General features: G+C 74.1%; 15 protein-coding genes. 3 read left to right on the plus strand and 12 right to left on the minus strand.

The window, feature by feature from the left end; all coding sequences use genetic code 11:
- Window positions 1–51 precede the first annotated feature (51 nt).
- Genes IE241_RS17725 through IE241_RS17735 form a run of 3 tightly spaced genes read right to left on the minus strand, consistent with a single transcriptional unit; the run spans window position 52 to window position 3,826 of the window.
- Entirely contained in the window at window positions 52–1,644 is a 1,593-nt protein-coding gene (locus IE241_RS17725; RefSeq protein WP_190022735.1) for an alpha/beta hydrolase, read from the minus strand.
- Between the two features lie 22 nt (window positions 1,645–1,666).
- On the minus strand, window positions 1,667–3,118 hold the full coding sequence (locus tag IE241_RS17730; RefSeq protein ID WP_190022736.1) for an MFS transporter: 1,452 nt from the start codon (window positions 3,116–3,118) through the stop codon (window positions 1,667–1,669).
- Window positions 3,119–3,136: 18 nt separating this feature from the next.
- On the minus strand, window positions 3,137–3,826 hold the full coding sequence (locus IE241_RS17735; protein WP_190022737.1) for a TetR/AcrR family transcriptional regulator: 690 nt from the start codon (window positions 3,824–3,826) through the stop codon (window positions 3,137–3,139).
- 48 nt (window positions 3,827–3,874) lie between these two features.
- Here IE241_RS17735 and IE241_RS17740 point away from each other — a divergent pair, with 48 nt between their 5' ends.
- Window positions 3,875–5,452: an FAD-dependent oxidoreductase gene (locus tag IE241_RS17740; protein ID WP_190022738.1), complete on the plus strand. Its 1,578-nt coding sequence runs from the start codon at window positions 3,875–3,877 to the stop codon at window positions 5,450–5,452.
- A 48-nt stretch (window positions 5,453–5,500) separates the two neighbouring features.
- Here the strand turns inward: IE241_RS17740 and IE241_RS17745 are convergent, their stop codons facing one another.
- The 3 genes from IE241_RS17745 to IE241_RS17755 form a co-directional block, all read right to left on the minus strand.
- The gene (locus tag IE241_RS17745) at window positions 5,501–6,799 is read right to left on the minus strand and encodes a sensor histidine kinase (protein ID WP_229899427.1); all 1,299 of its coding nucleotides are present in this window, start codon (window positions 6,797–6,799) and stop codon (window positions 5,501–5,503) included.
- Window positions 6,796–7,557, minus strand: a complete 762-nt coding sequence (locus tag IE241_RS17750; protein WP_190022739.1) for a hypothetical protein — start codon at window positions 7,555–7,557, stop codon at window positions 6,796–6,798. Before IE241_RS17750 ends, IE241_RS17745 begins: the two co-directional genes overlap by 4 nt.
- A 172-nt stretch (window positions 7,558–7,729) precedes the next feature.
- Window positions 7,730–8,119 carry a DUF937 domain-containing protein gene (locus IE241_RS17755; protein WP_190022740.1) on the minus strand — a complete coding sequence of 130 codons (390 nt, stop codon included), beginning with the start codon at window positions 8,117–8,119 and terminating at the stop codon, window positions 7,730–7,732.
- A gap of 215 nt (window positions 8,120–8,334) precedes the next feature.
- On the opposite strand from IE241_RS17755, the gene IE241_RS17760 reads away from it, so the two are divergent.
- A complete protein-coding gene (locus IE241_RS17760) occupies window positions 8,335–10,614 on the plus strand; it encodes a terpene synthase family protein (RefSeq protein ID WP_190022741.1) in 2,280 nt (759 codons plus the stop codon).
- Window positions 10,615–10,651: 37 nt separating this feature from the next.
- Here IE241_RS17760 and IE241_RS17765 read toward each other — a convergent pair whose 3' ends face one another.
- Window positions 10,652–11,218 carry a CGNR zinc finger domain-containing protein gene (locus tag IE241_RS17765; protein WP_190022742.1) on the minus strand — a complete coding sequence of 189 codons (567 nt, stop codon included), beginning with the start codon at window positions 11,216–11,218 and terminating at the stop codon, window positions 10,652–10,654.
- A gap of 86 nt (window positions 11,219–11,304) precedes the next feature.
- On the opposite strand from IE241_RS17765, the gene IE241_RS17770 reads away from it, so the two are divergent.
- Window positions 11,305–12,204, plus strand: coding sequence for a phosphotriesterase family protein (locus tag IE241_RS17770; RefSeq protein WP_190022743.1), 900 nt, complete (start codon window positions 11,305–11,307; stop codon window positions 12,202–12,204).
- 19 nt (window positions 12,205–12,223) lie between these two features.
- On the opposite strand, the gene IE241_RS17775 is transcribed toward IE241_RS17770, so the two are convergent.
- From IE241_RS17775 to IE241_RS17795, 5 genes are read right to left on the minus strand one after another with little or no spacing between them, the layout of a single operon-like run.
- Entirely contained in the window at window positions 12,224–14,743 is a 2,520-nt protein-coding gene (locus tag IE241_RS17775; protein WP_229899429.1) for an acyl-CoA reductase, read from the minus strand.
- Window positions 14,740–15,915 (minus strand): LuxE/PaaK family acyltransferase, encoded by a 1,176-nt coding sequence (locus IE241_RS17780; RefSeq protein WP_190022744.1) that lies wholly within the window; start codon window positions 15,913–15,915, stop codon window positions 14,740–14,742. Before IE241_RS17780 ends, IE241_RS17775 begins: the two co-directional genes overlap by 4 nt.
- Window positions 15,912–17,054, minus strand: coding sequence for a GNAT family N-acetyltransferase (locus IE241_RS17785; RefSeq protein WP_190022745.1), 1,143 nt, complete (start codon window positions 17,052–17,054; stop codon window positions 15,912–15,914). Before IE241_RS17785 ends, IE241_RS17780 begins: the two co-directional genes overlap by 4 nt.
- A complete protein-coding gene (locus IE241_RS17790; protein WP_190022746.1) occupies window positions 17,051–18,376 on the minus strand; it encodes an MFS transporter in 1,326 nt (441 codons plus the stop codon). The genes IE241_RS17785 and IE241_RS17790 overlap by 4 nt, the downstream gene beginning before the upstream one ends.
- Complete coding sequence (locus tag IE241_RS17795) at window positions 18,373–19,656, minus strand: phenylacetate--CoA ligase family protein (protein ID WP_190022747.1); 1,284 nt, start codon at window positions 19,654–19,656, stop codon at window positions 18,373–18,375. Before IE241_RS17795 ends, IE241_RS17790 begins: the two co-directional genes overlap by 4 nt.
- Window positions 19,657–19,913 lie beyond the last annotated feature (257 nt).

Here is a 19,913-nt window from a genome sequence, read left to right on the forward strand (position 1 = left end):
GCACGCATCCAGGAGCACGCATCCAATGGAGCACGGGCGGCTGCCGGTGCGTCAGGTACAGCGGGTGTGGTCGGCCGGCAGCGTCCCGTCCAGGAGGAAGGAGTCGATCCTGTCGTTGACGCACTCGGCGTCCGGTGAGCCGTAGACGCTGTGGCCGCCGCCCGTGTCCGTCATGGTGACCGCGGAGGGGCCGATGGCCCGGGCCATGCGGTGCAGCCACTGCACGGGCGTGGCGGGGTCGAATTCGGAGGTGTGCAGGAGGATCTTGGGGGCGCGGGGGGCCGCGACGTCATGCGAGCCGTCGTCGCCGGCCTGCGGCCAGCCGGTGCACAGGGCCATGTCGGCGGCCAGGGCCGGGCCGAAGACCGGGGAGGCGTCGGCGAAGTCGTCGTAGGCGCCGGCGACCTGGCCGGCGGTGTAGCGGCCCGCGGAGTCGGCGCAGGCGACCGCGGCCCGCGCCGCCGCGGATCCGTCGCGGCCGTCCTCGCGCCCGCCCTCGTGCCCGCCCTCGTGCCCGCCCTCGGCCCGGGCGGCCTCTTCCTCGGCCATGTGCGCGGACTCCCCCGGCGGCAGGTGGTAGACGAGGGACGCGAGGAGGTTGGGGGCCTCGGGCAGGCCCTCGCGGGAGCGCAGCAGGCCCATGGTGCGCGTCACGGCGGTCTCCCGGTCGAGGGTGCGGCCGTTCACCCAGGGCAGGGGCCGCTCGTCGAGGCGGTCGAACGCGGCGGTGACGTTCTCCATGGCCCGGTCGGTGTCGGAGCCGAGGATGCAGTCCTCGTCGCCGCGCCTGGTGCAGATCTCGACCGCGTGCCGCAGGGCCTTCTGGTAGGCGGCGGCCCGGGCGAGGGCGGTCCGCTTCGCGTCGGGCGCCGGGTCGTCGACGCCGTCCATGACCATGCGGCCGACGTTCTGCGGGAAGCGGTGGGCGTAGGCGGCGCCGAGCCGGGTGCCGTGGGAGTAGCCGAGGTAGTGGAGCTTGTCCTCGCCGAGGGCGGCGCGGAGGACGTCCAGGTCGCGGGCGGTGTTGACGGTCCCGACGTGGGGCAGGACGGGCCCGGAGCGCCTGCTGCACTCCTCCAGGTCCTTGGCCCGGTCGGCGAGGCGGCCGGCGAGGCCGGACCGGGCGCCCGGGTCCTCGTCGTCGTTGCGGCCCACCCGCCCCGCGGCGCCGCGGGGGCCGCAGCGGACCGGGGAGCTGGCACCGGTGCCGCGCGGGTCGAAGGTGACGAGGTCGTAGCGGCCGCCGGCCTTGCTGAAGCCGTCCGGGCCGCGGGCGCCGAGCCGCACGAGCCCGGACTCGCCCGGTCCGCCGGAGGACAGGACGAGCGAGCCGAGCCGGTGCTCCTGGTCCTTGGTGCGGTAGCGCATGAGGGCGAGCCGCAGCTCGCCCTTGGCGGGGTCCGCGTAGGTGTAGGGCACGGTCAGCCGGGCGCATTCGGGTGCGCCGCCCGCGTGCCGGGTCTCGTTCCTGATCGTCTTGTCCTGGTCCCGGGAGCAGGGCCCCCAGGAGATCTCCTGGTCGTAATAGGGGGTCAGATCCGGCCGGCCTGCCGCCTCGTCACGGCTCGCACAGCCGGTCAGACCGCCGGCCAGCAGGGCGGCGGCGAGGGGCAGGGAGAGGGAGGGTGCGAGTACGGACCTCATGCCGCGGACGGTACTTCGCCCGCTAGCCGCCTGCGTCTCCGGCGGCTCGTCCGGGTGACGGGCCGCGGCGTGTCGGCCCGAGCCACGCGGCGGCGGCCACGAGGAGCGCCGCGCCCAGGAGAACGGCCACGGCGCGGTGGGGACCCGCGGTGCCGGAGTGGTGGAGGGCGAGGGTGACCAGGGCGATGCCGAGGGCCGTTCCGAGGCCGCGGGCCATGTTGACCAGCCCGCCCCCGGTGCCGGAGGACGCCGCCGGGATCGCCCCCATGACCAGGGCGTTGTTGGCGGGGGTGAAGACGCCGAGCCCCAGGCCGAGCAGGGCGAGCAGCGGGACCAGGGGGCCCGCCGTGAGCGGGAGGGCGAGCATGGCGGCCAGGGCGGCGGCCGCGACGGCCGCGCCCAGCAGGCAGCGGCTCCGGTCGCCCAGGGCCTTGGGCAGGACGCGGTCCGCGCAGGTCGCGGCCAGGGCGAAGCCGCCCGGGAGGGCCGTCAGGACGAGCCCGGCGTGCAGCTCGGAGGAGCCCGCGCCGGTCAGCACGACGGGCACGAGCACGAGCGGGCCGAAGAGGACGAGATAGGCGCCGAGCGCCGCGGCGAGCCCGGTGGAGACGGCCCGGCGCCGCAGCAGGGCCGGGTCGACGAGGGGGTGGGCCGCCCGGCGTTCCCGCAGGGCGAAGGCCCAGGTGGCGGCTGCGGCGAGGGCGAAGAGGACGGCGACGGCCCAGGCGGGCACGGACAGGCCGGACGCCATGGACAGCCCCAGCAGCAGGGCGGTGGTCGCGACCGCCAGGAGCACCGGCCCGAGGCGGTCGGCGCCGGCCGCGGGGCTGCGGGTACGGGTGCGGGGCAGCAGGTACTGACCGGCCACCAGGGCGACCACGCCGACGGGGATGTTGACCGCGAAGACCCAGCGCCAGCCGAGCCCGGCCACCAGGGCGCCGCCGACGGTCGGGCCGAGGGCGAGCCCGAGCGCCTGCGCCGCGGCCTGCACGCCGAGGGCGGCGCGCATCTTCCCGCGCGGCGCGCTGGTGGTCACCAGGGCCACGCTGTTGGCCTGCATCATCGCGGCCCCCGCGGCCTGCACCACACGGAAGAGCACGAGGGTGACGAGGGAAGGGGCGAGGGCGCAGGCGGCCGAGGCGACGGTGAAGACGAGGAACCCGTAGAGGTAGAACAGCTTGCGGCCGTGGGCGTCCGCGAGCCGGCCGACCGGCACCAGCAGCGCGACGAGGGTGAGGAGGTAGGCCAGCGAGACCCACTCGACGGCGGCCAGCGAGGCGTGGAAATCGCTGCGCAGCCCGCCGTAGGCGAGGGTGACGATGCTGGCGTCGAGCTGGCCCATGAAGGCGCCGAAGCAGACCGTGGCCACAGCGAGCCGCCAGCCTCCGGGGCGGGTCCGTATGCGATCCGGGCGAGGCCGTTCCTCGACGAGGGCCGCGGTCCACGGCCGGGGTCGGCGGGGGTGCGGTGGCATGCGGCCGAGGCTACAGCGTCAGGGGGTCCCGGGCCCGCGGGCCGGACCGTCGAGCGCCCGCAGCGCCGCCTCCAGGGCGTCGAACGTGGTGCCGATGAGCGCGCGGTGGCCGGGGGCGGCGTCGGCGGCGCGTTCGCCCGCGAGCAGCCGGGCCATGGTGGTGGCGACGACGGTGCGGTAGGCGGTGACGGTGAGGGCCGCGGTCAGTCGCGGCACCGGGTCGCCGGGGCGGGCCCCGGTCGTCTCGGCGACGGCCCGCGCGAGGGCGTCCTCCAGCTCCTCGACGGCCTCGCGGACGCGGGCGCGCAGGGCGGGCGAGTCCAGGATGACGCGCCAGAACGCCGGGAAGGTGTCGCCGAGGCCGCCGAGGGGGTGGCCCGCTTCGGCGAGTTCGAGGAAGAGGCGGCGGACGGGCGCGGCGGCGGTCTCGCCAGGGCGCCGTTCGCGGACGGCCCGGGTGAAAAGAGCGAGCGCTTCCGGGATCCGGTCGAGGTAGAGGTCCTCCTTGCGCGCGAAGTGATTGAAGACCGTCATCGTCGAGACGCCGGCGGCCTCGGCGACCTCCGCGACGGTCACCTTGTCGAAGCCGCGGGCGGCGAAGAGCAGTGTGGCCACGTCGGAGATCCGCTGCCTTGTCCGCCGCTTCTTCCGTTCGCGCAGGGAGAGTCCGTCGTCGGGGGCGGGACCGGGAGCCGGGTGAGAGTCCATGGGGAAAACTATACCCGGCACAAACTTTTAGTCGCTATAGTCACTGCCATGGACTACGACGTTGTTGTGGCAGGAGCAGGACCGGTCGGGCTGACGCTGGCGTGCGAGCTGCGGCTGGCGGGGGTGGACGTCCTCGTCGTCGAGCGGCTGACCGAGGTCGACACGACCATCAAGGCGGGGGCCATCAACACACCCTCCGCGGAGGCCTTCTACCGGCGCGGCCTGCTGCCCGCCCTGGCCGCGATCCAGCAGGAGAACCTCGACCGCATCAGCGGCTTCATGGCGCAGCAGCAGGGCGGCCGGGGCGGCCCGGTGAAGATGCCGCCCAAGTTCGCCGGGCACTTCGCCGGCATCCCGCTCAACGGCGCCCTGCTGGACACCGCCGACCCCGACCTCGCCGGGGCCGGGCCGGCCGGGGACATAGGTTTCATCCCCCAGGAACCCCTGGAGCGCCTGCTCGGCGCGCGGGCCGCGGAGCTGGGCGTGGAAGTGCGCCGCGGCGTGGAGCTGACGGGCTTCGACGCGGACGACGAGGGCGTCACCGTGCACACGGGCGGCTCCGCGATCCGCGCGGGCTGGCTGGTGGGCTGCGACGGCGGCCGCAGCACGGTCCGCAAGCTCGGCGGCTTCGCCTTCCCCGGCACCGACCCGTCCATCACGGGGCATCAGGCGATGGTGACGATGGAGGGCGCCGAGGCCCTCGGCAAGGGCTGGAACCGGACGCCCACGGGCACCTACGCGCACGGGCCGTTCCCCGGGCGCATCCTCACCGTCGAGTTCGACGGGCCGCCCGCCGACCGCGACGCCCCCATCACCGCCGAGGAGCTGCAGGCCGCCCTGCGCAACGTCTCCGGCGCCGACGTCACCGTCACCGCCGTGCAGACCGCCACCCGCTTCACCGACAACGCCCGCCAGGCCGCGGACTACCGCTCCGGGCGGGTGCTGCTGGCCGGGGACGCCGCGCACGTGCACTCGCCGTTCGGCGGCCAGGGCCTCAACCTCGGCATCGGCGACGCGATGAACCTCGGCTGGAAGCTCGCCGCCACCGTGCGCGGCTGGGCGCCCGAGGGCCTGCTCGACACGTACACCGCCGAGCGGCACCCCATCGGCGCGTGGGTGCTGGAGTGGACCCGGGCCCAGGTCGCCCTGATGCGGCCCGAGTCCCACGCGATGGCGCTGCGCGAGGTGGTGGCGGAGTTCTCGGACACCGTCGCCGGCACCACCTTCTTCGCCAAGAAGATCTCCGGCGTGTGGCAGCGCTACGACGTCATGGCCGGGCCCGGCGACCACCCGCTCGTCGGCGGCAGCGCCCCGGACCTCGAACTCGCCGACGGCAGCAGGCTCGCCGACCACCTCCACGGCGGCCGCGCCCTGCTCCTCGACCTCGCGGACGCGCCCGGAGTCCGGGCCGCCGCCGAGGGGTACGGCGACCGGGTGTCCGTCGTCACCGCCGCCGCGCCGGAGCGCCCGGAGCTGGCGGGGCTGCTCGTCCGCCCGGACGGCTTCACGGCATGGGCCGCGGACACGGCGTCCCTGCCTGAGGCGACCGGCGCTCTGGGCGGCGCGCTGACCCGGTGGTTCGGCGCTCGGGCCGCGCTCTCCACCGGGCCGCGAGCGGCGGCCTGAGCCGCGGCCCACCGCACGGCGGCGGTCTCCTGCAAGCCGCCGCCGGTCCTACTCCGGCTCCTCCGGCCTCTCCTCGTACGCGGGCAGGCGCAGGGTGGTGAGCGCCCCGCCGTCGGCGGCGTTGGCGAACGTCAGCTCCGCGTGGATGGTCCGGGCCTGGCCGATGGCGATGGTCAGGCCCAGGCCGTGGCCCTTGGTGCCGGTGCTCGTGGGCTCGGTGCGGAAGCGCTGGGGGCCGTGTTCGAGGAGGTAGTCCGGGTAGCCCTCGCCGTGGTCGCGGATGGAGATCACCGGCCCGTCGACGGTGACGACGACGGGCGGGCAGCCGTGCCGGTGGGCGTTGACGAGCAGGTTGCTCAGCACCCGCTCCAGACGGCGCCGGTCGGTCTCCACACACGCGTCCTGCAGCACGCGTACCTCGGCCTCCATCCCCGAGGCGCGCACGGCCCGCTCGGCCAGCCGCCCCAGCAGGTGTGCGTCGAGGTCGGCCTTCTCCGTCAGGGAGTCGAGCCGGGAGATCTCCAGCAGGTCCTCGGTGAGGCGGCGCAGCGTCTGCACCCGGTCGCGCACGAGCTCGGTCGGCCGGCCCGGCGGCAGCAGGTCCGCGGCCGCCTGCAGGCCGGCGAGGGGGGTGCGCAGTTCGTGGGCCACGTCGGCGGTGAAGCGCTGCTCGCTCTGCAGCCGGGCCTGCAGGGTGCCCGCCATGGCGTCGAGGGCCGCGGCGACGGCGGCGACCTCGTCCTGCTCCCCGGCGGGGCGGGTGGTGCGCGGGTCGGCGACGCGCGCGTCGAGGTCGCCGGCGCTGATGCGGCGGGCCACGTCGGCGGTGCGGTGCAGCCGGCGGGTGACCCGCGAGACGGCGAAGACGCCGATGAGCAGGGTGCCGCCGATGGCCAGCGTGGCGGAGCCGGCGATGGCGCGGTCGAGGCCTTCGATGGTGTCCGCGCTGTGCCGGTAGTCGAACCGGGCGGCGATGACCCCCGCGTCGGCGGGCCCGGCGGCCCACATGGTCGGGGTGCCGTCGTAATCGCCGAGGGCGGTGCCGCGCTCGCCGCGCAGCGCCATCTCCTGGAGCCGTCGCGGAAGGTCGGGCGGGTTCAGGGCCGCGGGGCCGTGCATGGGGTCGCCGGCCGCGTAGGAGCGGGTGGCGGAGTCGAGCCGCGACAGGGCCTCGGAGCGCGCCTGGTGCACGGTCTGCCGGGTGACGATGACGTGCACGAGGACGCCGAGCACGGTCGCGACGACGCAGCACACGACGGCGAGGAAGAGGGTGAACTTCCCGTAGAGCGAGCCGAGGCGGGAGAGTCTGCGGAGGCGGGCCCGCAGGCCCCGCGGCCGGGCGGTCACCGGCGCCGCTCCCGCTCGCGCGGCGCGGCCGGGGAGGCGGGGGACTCGGCGCGGCGGATCTCGTAGCGCCGGAAGTCCATGTAGTGGCTCTGGGCGTTCCAGGTGTAGACCGAGCGCAGGGCGTAGTGCGGCGTCGTCCACGGCTCCCAGACGATCAGGTCGCGGCCGGCGACCTCGATGGACGAGGGCTGGGCGACGGTCGACAGGACGCGGGTGAGCTCGCCCTTGACGAGGGTGTAGGCGCGCAGCGAGAGGAAGTGGTCCTCCATCTCGATGCCGACGATCAGGTCCTCGTGGCCGTCTCCGGTGAGGTCGCTGTAGACGGGCTTGCGGATGGGACAGTTCCGCTGCTGCCCGGCGGAGCACGACGAGGTGACCTTCGCGGCGGTGCTGTCGTCGAGGGCGTCCGCCCCCGTGACGCTGTCGCGGTTGGCCTTGACCTCGGCCCGGACCGCGGCGTAGGCGTCCACCTTGTGGATGTCCCCGGAGGGGACGGGCGCGACGCCGGGGACCTTGGCGGCCGTCTCGCCGTCGTGCTGCGGGCCGCTGGGAGACGGTGCCGGCGTCGCCTGGGGCCACAGCTTGGAGGGTGCCGATGCGGGGGCCGTCCGGCCGGCGCCGACGGGCTCGCCCGCGCTCGCGCACCCGGTCGCCGCCGCCGCGAGCACGGCCAGCGCGCCGAGCGCCCGCAGGAGGCGCCGGCGGGAGGCGGCACGCGGCACGGCGCTCCCGGCGTCGGGGCAGGTGGATCGGGGCACTCGGAGGTTCCATCGTCGGCTGGCGGCGGCCCCTGTCCGGGGCCGGGATACGCCACGATGTTATGCGAGCCGCCGGCCCCGCCCTCCGGACCCGAGGCCGGCCACGGCCGGGGGCCCTTCCAGGAGGTGTCCGCGACGGGTGCCGCGGAGCCCCTCCGCCCGGCCGTACGGGCTACCTCTTCCTTCCCCGGCGCTTGGCGATGGTGGTCATGACGACCGGCAGGAGCAGCTCGAGCGCCCGGCTGACCTGGGCGACCGGCAGGCCGGTGCGTTTGGCGACGGCCTCGGCCACGGGGCCGGTGATCTTCCCGAGGACGCCGGACATCAGCCCGCCGCCCAGGCCACCGCCGAGCCCGCCGAGGCCACCGAGCCCGCCCAGGCCGGCGGCTCCGGCCGGGGTCGCGGTCGCCTCGCGCGTGAGCTCCTCGGGGAGGGCGGCGACGGTCTCCCGCACCATCCGCGTCGCCCCGTCGGCGTCGGTGCCGAGCTCGCCTGCGAGCTCCTGGATCCGGTCCTCACCCAGCTCGTCCAGTACGTCCTTCTGCAGCGCTTCATCGCCCATGGGCCCGACATTACGCGGGCCGAACAGATCTCGGTACGCAAGGTAGTGCGGCGGTCACCGTGCGGGACGGCGCGCGCCCTCGCGCCGGGGCCCGCGGAACCGGCGGCACCGGCCTCAAGATCCTTAAGCGACGCGCCTCCGGCTTTCACCTCATTGAGGGGAAATATGACCTTCCGATCTACCTGGTGGGGGCACCCGAACTAGCGTGAGTGGCCATGTCGCACCCTTTCGTACTCCCCTCCTTCTATATGCCGTACCCCGCGCGCCTGAATCCCCATCTGGAGGGTGCCCGGGAGCACTCCCGGGCCTGGGCCCGTGAGATGAACATGCTGGAGGGCTCCGGCATCTGGGACGAGGCGGACCTGGACGCGCACGACTACGCCCTGCTGTGCTCGTACACCCACCCGGAGGCGTCCGGCCCGGTGCTGGATCTCGTCACCGACTGGTACGTCTGGGTGTTCTTCTTCGACGACCACTTCCTCGACATCTTCAAGCGCAGCGGTGACATGGCGGGCGCGAAGGCCTATCTCGACCGGCTGCCGGCCTTCATGCCCCTGGACGGCGGCGAGACCCCCGAGCCGACCAATCCGGTGGAGGCGGGCCTCGCCGACCTGTGGGCCCGCACGGTCCCGTCGATGTCGCAAGGCTGGCGCCGGCGCTTCGCCGAGAGCACCCGGCACCTGCTCAACGAGTCCGTCTGGGAACTGTCCAACATCAACGAGGGCCGGGTCGCCAACCCCATCGAGTACATCGAGATGCGCCGCAAGGTGGGCGGCGCCCCCTGGTCGGCCAATCTCGTCGAGTTCGCGGTGGCCGCCGAGGTCCCCGGGGCCATCGCCGCGAGCCGGCCGATGCGGGTGCTGAAGGACACCTTCGCCGACAGCGTGCACCTGCGCAACGACCTCTTCTCGTACCAGCGGGAGACCGAGGCCGAGGGCGAGCTGGCCAACGCCGTCCTCGTCCTGGAGCGGTTCCTGGGCTGCGACACCCAGCAGGCGGCCGACACCGTCAACGACTGGCTCACCTCCCGGCTCCAGCAGTTCGAGCACACCGCCCTGACCGAGCTGGCGCCCCTCTTCGAGGAGCACGGCCTGGACCCTCAGGCCCGCCACGACACCTTCGCCTACGTCAAGGGCCTCCAGGACTGGCAGTCCGGCGGCCACGAGTGGCACATGCGCTCCAGCCGCTATATGAACGACGCCCCCGGCGGAGCGGTCAACGCCCCGGAGGCACTGCTCGCCGGGCCGCTCGGGCTGGGCACGTCCGCGGCCCGGATGTTCGCCTCGATCGCGGCGACGGCACCGGCGCGGCTGCGCAAGCACACCCACGTGCCGTTCCAGGCCGTGGGCCCCCTGCCCCTGCCGGAGTTCCCGATGCCGTATCCGCTGCGGCTCAACTCCCACCTCGACGCCTCCCGCCGCAACAACATCGCGTGGGGGCACCGCATGGGGCTGCTGGCCCCGGACCCGGCGCTGCCCGGCTCCGGGCTGTGGACCGAGGAGAAGCTCGCGGACTACGACTTCGCGCTGTGCGCCGCGGGCCTCCATCCGGGAGGGACCGCCGAGGAACTCGACCTGGCGACGGACTGGCTGACCTGGGGCACGTACGGCGACGACTACTACCCGGTGGCCTTCGGCGGGCACACGGGGGCGGCGGGCATGGCCGCGGCGCAGGCGCTCACCGACCGGCTGCTGCTGTTCATGCCGGTGGACTCCCCCGTCACCCCGCCCCCGGAGCACGTCATGGAGATCGGACTGGCCGACCTGTGGGCCCGTACGACCGCGGCCATGACCGGGGAGGAGCGCGCCGGCCTCCACGCCGCCGTCAAGGCGATGCTCGACGCCTGGCTGTGGGAACTGTGGAACCAGAAGCAGCACCGCATCCCCGAACCCGTGGACTACATCGAGATGCGGCGCCAGACCTTCGGGTCCGACATGACCCTGACGCTGTGCCGCAACGGCCTCGGCGCGGCACTGCCGCCGGAGATCTACCGCACCCAGCCGGTCCAGGCCATGGAGAACGCGGCCATGGACTACGCCATCCTGATGAACGACATGTTCTCGTACCAGAAGGAGATCCAGTTCGAGGGCGAGATCCACAACGCCGTCCTGGTCGTCGAGAACTTCTTCGACTGCGGGCGCAGGGAGGCGCTGGGCATCGTCGCCGACCTGCAGGCCTCGCGGATGCGGGAGTTCCAGCATGTGGTCGACCACCAGCTGCCGCTCCTCTGCGAGGACTTCGGACTCGACGACGAGGCCCGCGCGGCACTCGGGCAGTACGCCCAGGAGCTGCAGGACTGGATGTCCGGGATCCTCCACTGGCACCGGGAGTGCCGCCGCTACCGCGAGGAGGACCTGCTGCGCCACAAGCGCACAGCCCCGGTGCCCTCCGCGCCCCCGGTGGGCGCCCTCACCGGCCTGGGCACGTCGGCGGCACGCCTGACGACGCTGCTCCGCACCCCGGTGCGGGTGCCTGACGACCAGCCGGTCGGCTGACGGAAGCCGGTGACGCCGCCGAAGCCGGGGGCCGGTCTCACTCCCCCGTACGGCGGCGTTCGCGGAGGGCGCGGACGCGGCCGCGGCTGGCGCAGGCCGGTGAAGGGCACCAGCGGCGGCGGCCGGTGGGGTTGGCGAAGACGCCTCGGCAGTCGTGCTCGGGGCAGACGGCCAGGGTGTGGCGCTCGGGGCCGGTGAGGTGGTCGGCGGCCTGGCGGGCGATGCGCGCGAGGGCCGCTCCGGTCGTGGCGGGCGGCTCTCGCAGCAGCCGGTCCGCCGCGACGAGCCGTACGGGGTCGCGCTCCTCACCGAGGAAGCGGGTGAGCTCCTTGACGGCCCCGGCCGGTGGCGGCTGTTCTTCGGCGACGGCCAGGGCGAGGAGGCGCAGGGTCTCCCGCAGCGCGTGGGTCTGCCGGAGGTCCGCGGCGGCGGGCGGCCGGGACGGCGTCAGCTCGCTGCGGTCGAGCCACTCCGCCAGCCGTCCGGGGGTGTCCATGCGCTCGACCGGGTGCGCGCTGAAGTGGCGGCCGCTGGTGGCCAGCAGGTTGAGCCAGGTGGCTCCGCAGTCGAAGCGGAAGGCCCGGCGGTCGTCCTCGTCGGTCATACGAGCATCGTAACGGCTCACCCGTTACAGTGATCACGGTGATCGCGTAACGGGTGAGCCGTTACGCATGGAGCGGAGGAGATGCCATGGGGCCCGTCATACGGACCGTTCTCGGGGATGTTCCCGCAGAGGAGCTGGGCGTCTGCGACGCGCACGACCACCTCTTCCTGCGCAGTCCCCGGCTGCCGGGCCAGGAGCTCGACGACGTGGAGGCGGCGGGCGCCGAGCTGCGCGCCTTCCGGGAGGCGGGCGGGCAGGCCGTCGTGCAGTGGACGCCGCGCGGAATGGGGCGCCGGCGGGCCGATCTGGCGGCGCTGGCATCCGCCACGGGGATGCACGTGGTCGCCGCGACGGGGCTGCACCAGGCGGTGCACTACGAGCGGGAGCGCCTGGACCGCGACCGGGACCGGCTGGCGGAGCGGTTCGTCCGGGACCTGACGCAAGGGCCGGTCCGCGCCGGGCTGATCAAGGTCGCCGGAGGCTTCCACGGCCTCGACGGCCACGCGCGGCACGTCATGACCGCCGCCGCGCAGGCGCACCACGCGACGGGCGCCGCCGTCGCCGTCCACCTCGAACTCGGCACGGGCGCCCTGGACGTGCTGGACCTGCTGTGCGGGGAGCTGGGCGTCCCGCCGGGCCGCGTCGTCCTCGGCCACCTCAACCGCTCTCCCGACCTGCGGGTACACCTCCGGGCGGCCGGGGCGGGGGCCTTCCTCGCCTACGACGGCCCGTCGCGCGCCCATCACGCCACGGACTGGCGGCTGTTCGACGCGCTGACGGCCCTTGCCGAGGCGGGCCACGCCGACCGGATCCTCCTGGGCGGGGACACCACGACGGCGGCCGCCCGCTCGTCGGCGGACGGCCCCGGCATGCCGTACCTGCTGCGCGGGCTCCGGCCGGCGCTGGTGGCGGAACTGGGCGAGACCTTCGCCCATGGGGTGTTCGTCACGAACCCGGCCCGCGCGTTCGCCTACCCGCGCCCCTGACGGGGCGCGGGGCGCACCGTTACCTGTTGTCCACCACCGTGCGCAGCTTGCCGCTGGTCGGGGTGCGGTCCAGGGACGCGCCGTCGACCGTTTCGACGGTGAGGTCGAGCAGTTTCTCGTCGACGGCCGTGCGCAGTTCGGGGTAGCCGGACAGGAAGGCGTCCCGGGCCGCGGCGGCGTCGGTCGCCTCCGTGCGCTCCATGCGGATCGTGAGCCCCTCGCGGGCGCCGTCGTTGTCCAGGACGACCTGGAGTTCGCCGACGAACCGCAGGCTCTCCTCGGCGATGGCCACGAAGCGGCGGTAGTTGAGGAAGTACGTCGCGACGCGCATCACGTCGCCCAGCCGCCCGAGCAGTTCGAAGCGCGGGGAGTGGCTGCCGCACGGGCAGCGGCCGGGCAGGGCGCGGCCGAGGTCGCCGATGACGTAGCGGTCCAGATGCTGGCCGCGGCGGGCGCGGGTGGTGAAGACCAGCCGCCCGGTCTCCCCCGGCTCGACGGGCTCGTCGGAGGCGACGTCGAGGATCTCCAGCGTGTGCAGGTCGGCGTGGAGGTGGTGGACGCTGCCGGTGCTCTCGGTGCACTGGTAGCCCAGCGGCCCGAGGTCGGTGCTGCCGTAGGTGATGGAGTGGACGACCTCGATGCCGAAGGTCTCGGCGAGGGTGCGGCGCTGTTCCTCGGTGAAGTGCTCGCCACCGTAGAAGATCTTGCGGATGCCGCCGTACGAGCGCAGCGCGTCCTCCTGTTCGTGGAGGAGCTGCCAGAGGTAGGAGGGCATGCCGAAGAGGGTGTCGACCTCGTACGCGACGATCGCCTCGGCGGTGGCCCGGTGGTCGGGGCCCGCGGCCATGGGTATCTGGACGCCGCCCAGCCGCTCCAGGATGGAGAAGAAGCTGATGAAGCTGCCGTACATGCCGCCGCAGTAGAAGAGGTTGGCGGTACGGTCGCGCGCCGGGTCGTAGCCGGCGGCGAGCAGGCCGCGGGCGGCGGCGTGCATCTGGGTGTCGTAGTCGTCGTAGCTGAAGAGCGACAGGGCGGGGGTGCCGGTGCTGCCGCCGCTGCGGAAGTACAGCTCGGCGTCGCCGCGGGCGACGTCGCGGTTGCGCTCCTGGACGGCCGCCTTGTCCAGCAGCGGGCCGGCGGGCGCCGGGAAGTCGGCGGCGCGGGCGAGGTCGTCGAGGCAGGCGGTGGTCGCGAAGCGCTCGTCGGCCTGGACGGCGACGCGGCGGCTGTAGCGCTGGAGGGCGTAGACGCCGTCGTGGGGTTCGCCGGAGTAGCCGGCGGTCATGGCGCCGACGGGGGTGACGCGAGTGGCGCCCGCGGCCAGGACGGTGCCGGACAGCTCCGCGATGTCGGTGCGGCTGCCGGCGATGCCGGCGGTCTGCAGGTAGCGGCGCATGGGGCGCAGGGCGGCGATCAGACCCTTGCGCGGCAGGGGCTTGACCCACACGCTGCGGTGCAGCGGGGAGGCGGTGAGCGCCGGGCGGGTGTCGGCCATGACGCGCCAGGAGCCGTCGGGGGCGGCGATGACCCGCGTCAGGCCGAGGTGTTCCTCCAGGCGGGCGATGAGCTCGGTGGTGGTGAGCTCGGCCTCCTCCGCCGGGTCGAGGTCCTCCGCGGCGGCCGCCGGCATCCCTGCGAGGACGGCGGCGAAGCGCTCCGCGAAGGCGAAGACCTCGTCGGCGTCCTCGGTGTCGAGGTAGACGACCTGGGGGCTGGAGCACGCCTGCTGCTCGAAGAGGCACACGTCGGCGGCGAGGGCGGCGAGGGTCTCCTCGTCGGCCCAGGCGTCGCGCGTGAGGTAGGCGAAGGAGATCTTGTGGCCCCACTCCACGAGCCGGCAGCCGGGCGGGACGTGGGCGGCGACGCCCTCGACGGCCGCCTCGCCGCCCCACACGGCGACGGCGTCGGCCGGGGCGCACATGAGCCTCAGCCAGTCCTGGCGGCCGGAGGAGAAGCGCAGCACGATGACGCGCTCGGCGATGGCGCCCGTGGCGTCCAGGGCGGCGAGCTCGGCGAGCAGGTGCTGGGCGAGGAGGGTGTCGGCGCTGCTGGTCTTGAGGACGTTGACGTTGCCGGCGAGGAGGCCCTCGATCAGGCTGAGCGGGGCGACGGTCGCGGCGTTGCCGGGGGCGATGTGGGCGACGAGGCCGACGGGGGCCCAGGCCTCGTAGACGGTCTCCTTGGCGTCGGGGCGGTTCAGGCGCTGCGGCGCGGTGCCGCCCAGTTCGCGACGGAGCTTGCGGCCGAGCGCGTCGCGGCCGAGGAAGGCGGCGAGTTCGCCCAGGAGCGCGTCGGCGTCCTCGCCGGCGGGCACGTGGGGTGCGAGCCGGGTGCGGACGGGGTGGGCCGGGTCGCGCAGGGCGCTCGCCAGGCTGTCGCAGGCGGCCAGGACGGTCTCGGTGTCGAGCGGGGCGGAGAGCGCCTGCTCGACGGCCGCGGGCAGGGTCGCAAGGCGGCGTGCGGCCTCGTCGTCGCCGATGAAGGCGCCCTGCCAGTAGTGGTGGTTCATCGGATCCATCGAAAGTCCTGCGTCGGTCATGACATTCCCTTCATCAGCTCGGCGGCGGCCACCGCGCAGCTCTTGTTGCGGCTCACTCCGGCACGGCCGTGGATGGTGAACCACGGGGTGTCCAGCTCGCAGCCGCACTCCTCGCCGGGGAGGAGGGAGGCGAGGTCGCCCATGACGACGCTCTGGGCGGGCACGGAGGTGATGTACGGGGAGACGAGGTGCAGATAGCCCTTCTCCCCGTACGGCAGCGGTTCGAGGGTGCGGGTGGAGCGGATGAACACCCGGGACCACACCGGCGCGTGCAGGTTGTGGTGGGAGCACTCGATGTAGGGGATGCAGTGCTCGACGGAGCCGAAGGTGTCGCGGATCCGCTCGGAGGGGACGCCGAGCTGTTCGGTGACGCGGGCGTAGAGCTCGTGCTTGCCGATCTGCTGGTCGGTGTGGCCCTTCCAGCCGCCGCCCAGGATGATCAGCGAGCCCTCGGGCAGCTGCAGGGGCGGCAGGCCCATGGCGCGCATGCGCTCCAGGGTGAACCAGAGGAAGGCGGGGAAGCCCAGGATGCGGACCGGGGCGTCGTCCTCGGCGAAGCGGCGCAGCGCGGCGATGCAGCCGAAGGGGTCGAACTCGTGGCCGCCGCCGGTGTTGCGCAGGGCGTACTCGACCTGGCGGGCCGGGGCGAAGTCGCACAGGTAGTTGTCCGTGAAGGACGTGCCGAGCTTGAGGTCGCGGGCGGGCTCGTAGCTGTAGAGCAGGTAGTTGACGGGCTGGTCGGGGGTGATCCAGCCGTTGCGCTCGAAGATGCGGGCGACCATGCGCTGCGCGGAGCGGATGGTCCACTCGTCGAAGAACATCTGCGACTTCTGCCCGGTGGTGCCGGAGGAGGTCAGGTGCAGGTGGACGTCCTCGCGCGGGATGGACAGCACTTCGTGGCGCTTGAAGAAGTTGGCGTGGACCAGGGGCGCGCCGTAGGGCGCGGCCGGATCGTCGGAGACCGTGGCCGCGTGGAGGTCACGGAAGAACGGGGAGCGCTCGCGGTGCCAGGCGTGGCTCTCGGCCATGGCGGCGGCGAAGAGCTCTTCCTCGGCGGGGCCGGAGGTGTAGGGGTCGGTCAGGTCGCACAGGCGCTGGACGTGTGCGAGCGCCTCCGGGTCGGGGACGGTGACCGGGGCGAGGTGGGGGTTGAGGGGTGTCTTGAGTGTCACGAGGCAACCTCACGTGAGGGCAGATACGTCGACGCCCAGGCCGACACATAGGAATCGAGGAAGGGCTGCAGGGCCGCGTCGGCGACCAGGCCGCGGAAGTCGATCTGCTCGGTGGTCCGGGACATCACGACGTAGTCGTGGAAGCCGTCGCCCTCCCGGCGCATGGCCGGGTAGAGGGCGCTGGGGATGAAGCCCTGGGCGAGGCCGGCGGAGAGCAGGTCGTGCCGGTCCAGCGGGAGCAGCGCCTCGACGTAGCCGGCTCCGGCGCGGGTCAGGGCGCGGGTGATCGGTTCGAGGTGGGCGGCCGCGACGGCCGGGCCGGGGTGGCCGGCGACGAGGGCGCAGTAGCCTCCGGCCCGGTTGAGGCAGGCGTAGACCTCGAAGCCTCCGTCGTCGGGGACGAGCAGCACGTTGGGGGTGTGCAGGGGGTAGAACCAGTGGCCGGCGTCGGGGAAGCGCTCGCGGAAGCGGCGGCGGACGAACGCCGGCGCCTCGATCATCTCCAGGTCCGCGGCCGGGGTCGCGGCGGGGGCCGGCGCCGGTGCGGTGGCCCGGGTGTCCGCGTAGCTGACGCCCAGGCTCTGCTCCGCGGTGCGCAGGAGGGGGACGAGCGGGGCGGGCACTTCGGCGACAGGGGCGCGGCGTTCCAGCACGCCGGGCGAGTAACGCGCGTAGAGCGCGAGGCTCTCGCGGCTGTCGACGTCGACGGCGTTGGGCAGGACGCCCATGGGGCAAAAGCCGTTGCGGGCGACGACGCGCTGGGGTCCGGCGCTGACGGTGCGGACCGTGGCGTAGACGGAGTCGAGGCGGCCGGCGTCCAGCGTGCGCCTGCACAGGGCGTCGGTGAGCAGGCCGGCGAGCCCCGAGCCGCGCTGGTCGGGGTGGACGGCGAGCCCTTCGAGGCGCCCGAGGCGGCTGCCGGGTTCGCCGTGGACCGCGGCGGAGCCGGTGAGGGCGCCGGTGCGCGGGCAGCGGGTGACGAGCCAGAGGGTGTGCGGGTCCTCGATGAGGCGGGCCATCACGGCGGGGTCGGTGCCGAGCGCCGTGGGGTAGTGCGGCCCGTAGACGGCGTAGTAGAGCTGGCGCAGGTCGGCGATGTCGCCGGGGGTGGCCTGCTCGACGGCTGGGGCGGGGTTCACCGGGCGCCTCCCGCGGCGGCACCGGCCGGCTGCGGGGTCTGCTCCGCCGGCTCCGGGGCCTGCTCCGCGGAGTCGGGTGCAGGCTCCGCGGGGGCGAGCTCCTTCAGCAGGGCCAGGGCGCAGGCCGCCGGGACCAGGCCCACGGCCTGGATCAGGCACAGGGTCTGGGGCGAGAGGTGGTCGCCCAGCAGGCCGAACAGCAGCGAGGCCAGCGGGAAGGTGGCGCCGAGCACGGCCTGCATGACCGCGAAGAAGGCGGGCTTGTCGGCGGTGGGCACCAGGCGCTGGAAGAGGGCCACGAAGCGCACGCCGATGACGCCGACGCACCATCCGGTCACGGCGAGGCTGCCCGCGATGACGGGCCGTTCGCCGACGATGCCGGGGACGGCGAGGGCGAGGGCCATGGCACCGAGGCAGGCGGAGCCGACGACGGTGGGCCGTCCGGGGATGCGCGCACCGGTGAAGGAGCCGATGAGGGTGCCGGTGCCGAGGGCCGCTTCGAGCAGGGCGACCGTCGCTCCGTCGCCGTGCAGCACGGACTTGGTGTAGAGCGGCATCACGATGAACACGGCCGTGGTGAAGAGGTTGGCCGCGGTGAAGCAGATCAGGATGGCGCGGACGAACGGCAGGCCGGCGAGGACCTGGCGCAGCGTACGCGGCCCGGCCTCCTCGCCCGCCTCTCCGTCGCCGTCGCCCGCGGCCGCCGTGCGGAAGCGGACGGTCGCGATGAGCACGGCGGCGGCCGCGTAGGCCGTGGCGCACCCGGCGGCCAGGCCGGGGATCCCGGCGCGGTCGACGATGAGGGCGCCGAGCAGGGCGCCGCCGAGGCTCGCGAGGGACTGGGTGGACAGTTCGAAGCCGGTCGCGGCCTCGATGTCCTCGTCGTCGACGAGTTCGGGGACGGAGGTGGTCAGGCAGGGGTCGAAGAAGGCCTGGCAGGTGGCGAGCGCGAGGGTCGCGGCGTAGGCGGCCGCGATCGGCAGGTCGCTCGCGTAGGCCCAGACGGCGAGGGCCGTGGCCGCCACCGCGGCGCCGCCGGCCGCGGTGCGCAGCACCGAGCGGTGGGCGAAGCGGCCGATGGCCTTGGCGACGACGGGGGCGAGGGCCACGGCGGGCACGGTGCTGACCGCCATGAAGAGGCCGGAGGCGAGGCCGTTGCCGCCGGAGACCGCGTAGGCGACGAGCCACCAGGAGACGCCGACCTGGAACATGCGGACGGCCGCCTGGGTGAGGACCTGGCCGAGCCACACGGCGCCGAAGGCGCGGTTGCGCAGGACCAGCGGCAGCCGGCGGCCGGTTGCGGCCGTCGGGGCGGCGGTCATGCCGTGGGCCTTTCGTCGATGACGCGGACGAGCTTGCCGGAGCGCTGGTTGACGACGAGGTCGCGGTGGCGGACCCACTCGACGGAGAGCGGGTGGACGAAGCCGGTGGCGACGGCGTCGGGGTAGAAGGGGCGGGCCTCTTCGAGCGCGGTCACGACGGCCTTGGCGAGGACGTCCAGCCCTGCCGGGTCCTCGGAGCCGGGGTCGTCAGGGGATACGGCCAGGCGCAGCACGAGGCCGTCGCGGCCGTCCCAGCGGCGGACGACGAGCTGCATGCCCACCACGCGGCCGTCGGTGTCGGCCGCGGCGACGGCGGCCTGGGCGTCCTGGGAGTACAGGGAGACGGGGCCGACGCGTACGCCTTCCTCGGCGCGGCCGAGGATGCGGAAGACGCCCGCCTCGGGGTCGATCCACTCGGCGCGGTCGCCCGCGGGGTAGCGCAGGACGGGCATGAGGCGGCGGAAGAGCTGGGTGACGACGACGCGTCCGGGGCGGCCCGCCTCGCGGATGGGCTCGTCGGTGGCGTCGTCGAGGATCTCGACGACGGTGTGCGGGGTGAAGGCGCGGTGCGTGCGGGCGTCCGCCGCGCCGGGCACGGGGCGGCCGAGGAGGCCGGCGTCGACGCTGGCGTAGCCGAGCGTGCGGGGCTCGGCGTTGGGGAAGGCGCGGGCCAGCAGGCGGCGCTGGTCGTCGAAGAGGGCCTCGCCGCCGAAGAACAGCAGCTCGACGGCAGGCAGCTGCTCGCCGTCGGCGATCAGGTGCTCGGCGAGGCGGCACAGGGTGGTGGGGGTGCCGGCAACGACCTGGGCGGCGAAGTCGCGCAGCGTGGGGACGGTCGTCTCCAGCGGGGCGCCGCCGCCGATGGGCAGGCGCACGCTGCCCACGGGGGCGTGGGAGAGCGAGTCGAGGATGAAGAGGAAGCTGGCGTAGAGCTCGCCCGCGTAGAAAAGGTCGGCGACCCGGTGGCCGGGGCGCAGTCCGGCGTCGACGAGGCCGTGACCGAAGGCGGTCACGAACTCCTCCCACTCCTCGCGGGTGTAGCAGGAGAATTTGGGTGCGCCGGTCGTGCCGCCGGTCTTGAAGACCGAGGCCTCGTCGAGCGGGGCGGTCAGGACACGATTGCCGTGGAGGGTATTGGCGGCCCAGAAAGCGCTCTGGTCCACCACCGGCAGGTCGGTGAGGCAGTCCACATCCGGCGGGAGGTCCGCGTAGAGATCCGCATAGAACGGGGAGTTGTGACGGACATAACGTATGAGGTCCGATAGCTGATGGACGGGCATGCTGCCTTTGCCTAGCTCAGAGAATGAGGGATGGGTTCCGGCCGGGCGGGGCCAGTGTGCTCGCCGCCCGCCGGTTGACTGTTCAACGAGAGCGCGTGCACCACGCACTCGTGAAGCGCCGGCGGTCCGCCTGACGCGCGGTCACAATGATGGAACACGGCCGAACGTACTGCAAAATCGGTCGCCTGCGGACAGGTTCGGATGGCCGGAAACCGCGGTGATATAGCGGTGTTGCGGCTCACACCCGGACACCGTTC

Source organism: Streptomyces hiroshimensis, assembly GCF_014650335.1.
Lineage (GTDB): Bacteria > Actinomycetota > Actinomycetes > Streptomycetales > Streptomycetaceae > Streptomyces > Streptomyces hiroshimensis.

Excerpts from the sequence above, each read along its gene's own strand:
- IE241_RS17725 (WP_190022735.1), bottom strand. The coding sequence starts at position 1,644 with ATGAGGTCCGTACTCGCACCCTCCCTCTCCCTGCCCCTCGCCGCCGCC.
- IE241_RS17730 (WP_190022736.1), bottom strand. The coding sequence starts at position 3,118 with ATGCCACCGCACCCCCGCCGACCCCGGCCGTGGACCGCGGCCCTCGTC.
- IE241_RS17735 (WP_190022737.1), bottom strand. The coding sequence starts at position 3,826 with ATGGACTCTCACCCGGCTCCCGGTCCCGCCCCCGACGACGGACTCTCC.
- IE241_RS17740 (WP_190022738.1), top strand. The coding sequence starts at position 3,875 with ATGGACTACGACGTTGTTGTGGCAGGAGCAGGACCGGTCGGGCTGACG.
- IE241_RS17755 (WP_190022740.1), bottom strand. The coding sequence starts at position 8,119 with ATGGGCGATGAAGCGCTGCAGAAGGACGTACTGGACGAGCTGGGTGAG.
- IE241_RS17760 (WP_190022741.1), top strand. The coding sequence starts at position 8,335 with ATGTCGCACCCTTTCGTACTCCCCTCCTTCTATATGCCGTACCCCGCG.
- IE241_RS17765 (WP_190022742.1), bottom strand. The coding sequence starts at position 11,218 with ATGACCGACGAGGACGACCGCCGGGCCTTCCGCTTCGACTGCGGAGCC.
- IE241_RS17770 (WP_190022743.1), top strand. The coding sequence starts at position 11,305 with ATGGGGCCCGTCATACGGACCGTTCTCGGGGATGTTCCCGCAGAGGAG.
- IE241_RS17775 (WP_229899429.1), bottom strand. The coding sequence starts at position 14,743 with ATGACCGACGCAGGACTTTCGATGGATCCGATGAACCACCACTACTGG.
- IE241_RS17790 (WP_190022746.1), bottom strand. The coding sequence starts at position 18,376 with ATGACCGCCGCCCCGACGGCCGCAACCGGCCGCCGGCTGCCGCTGGTC.
- IE241_RS17795 (WP_190022747.1), bottom strand. The coding sequence starts at position 19,656 with ATGCCCGTCCATCAGCTATCGGACCTCATACGTTATGTCCGTCACAAC.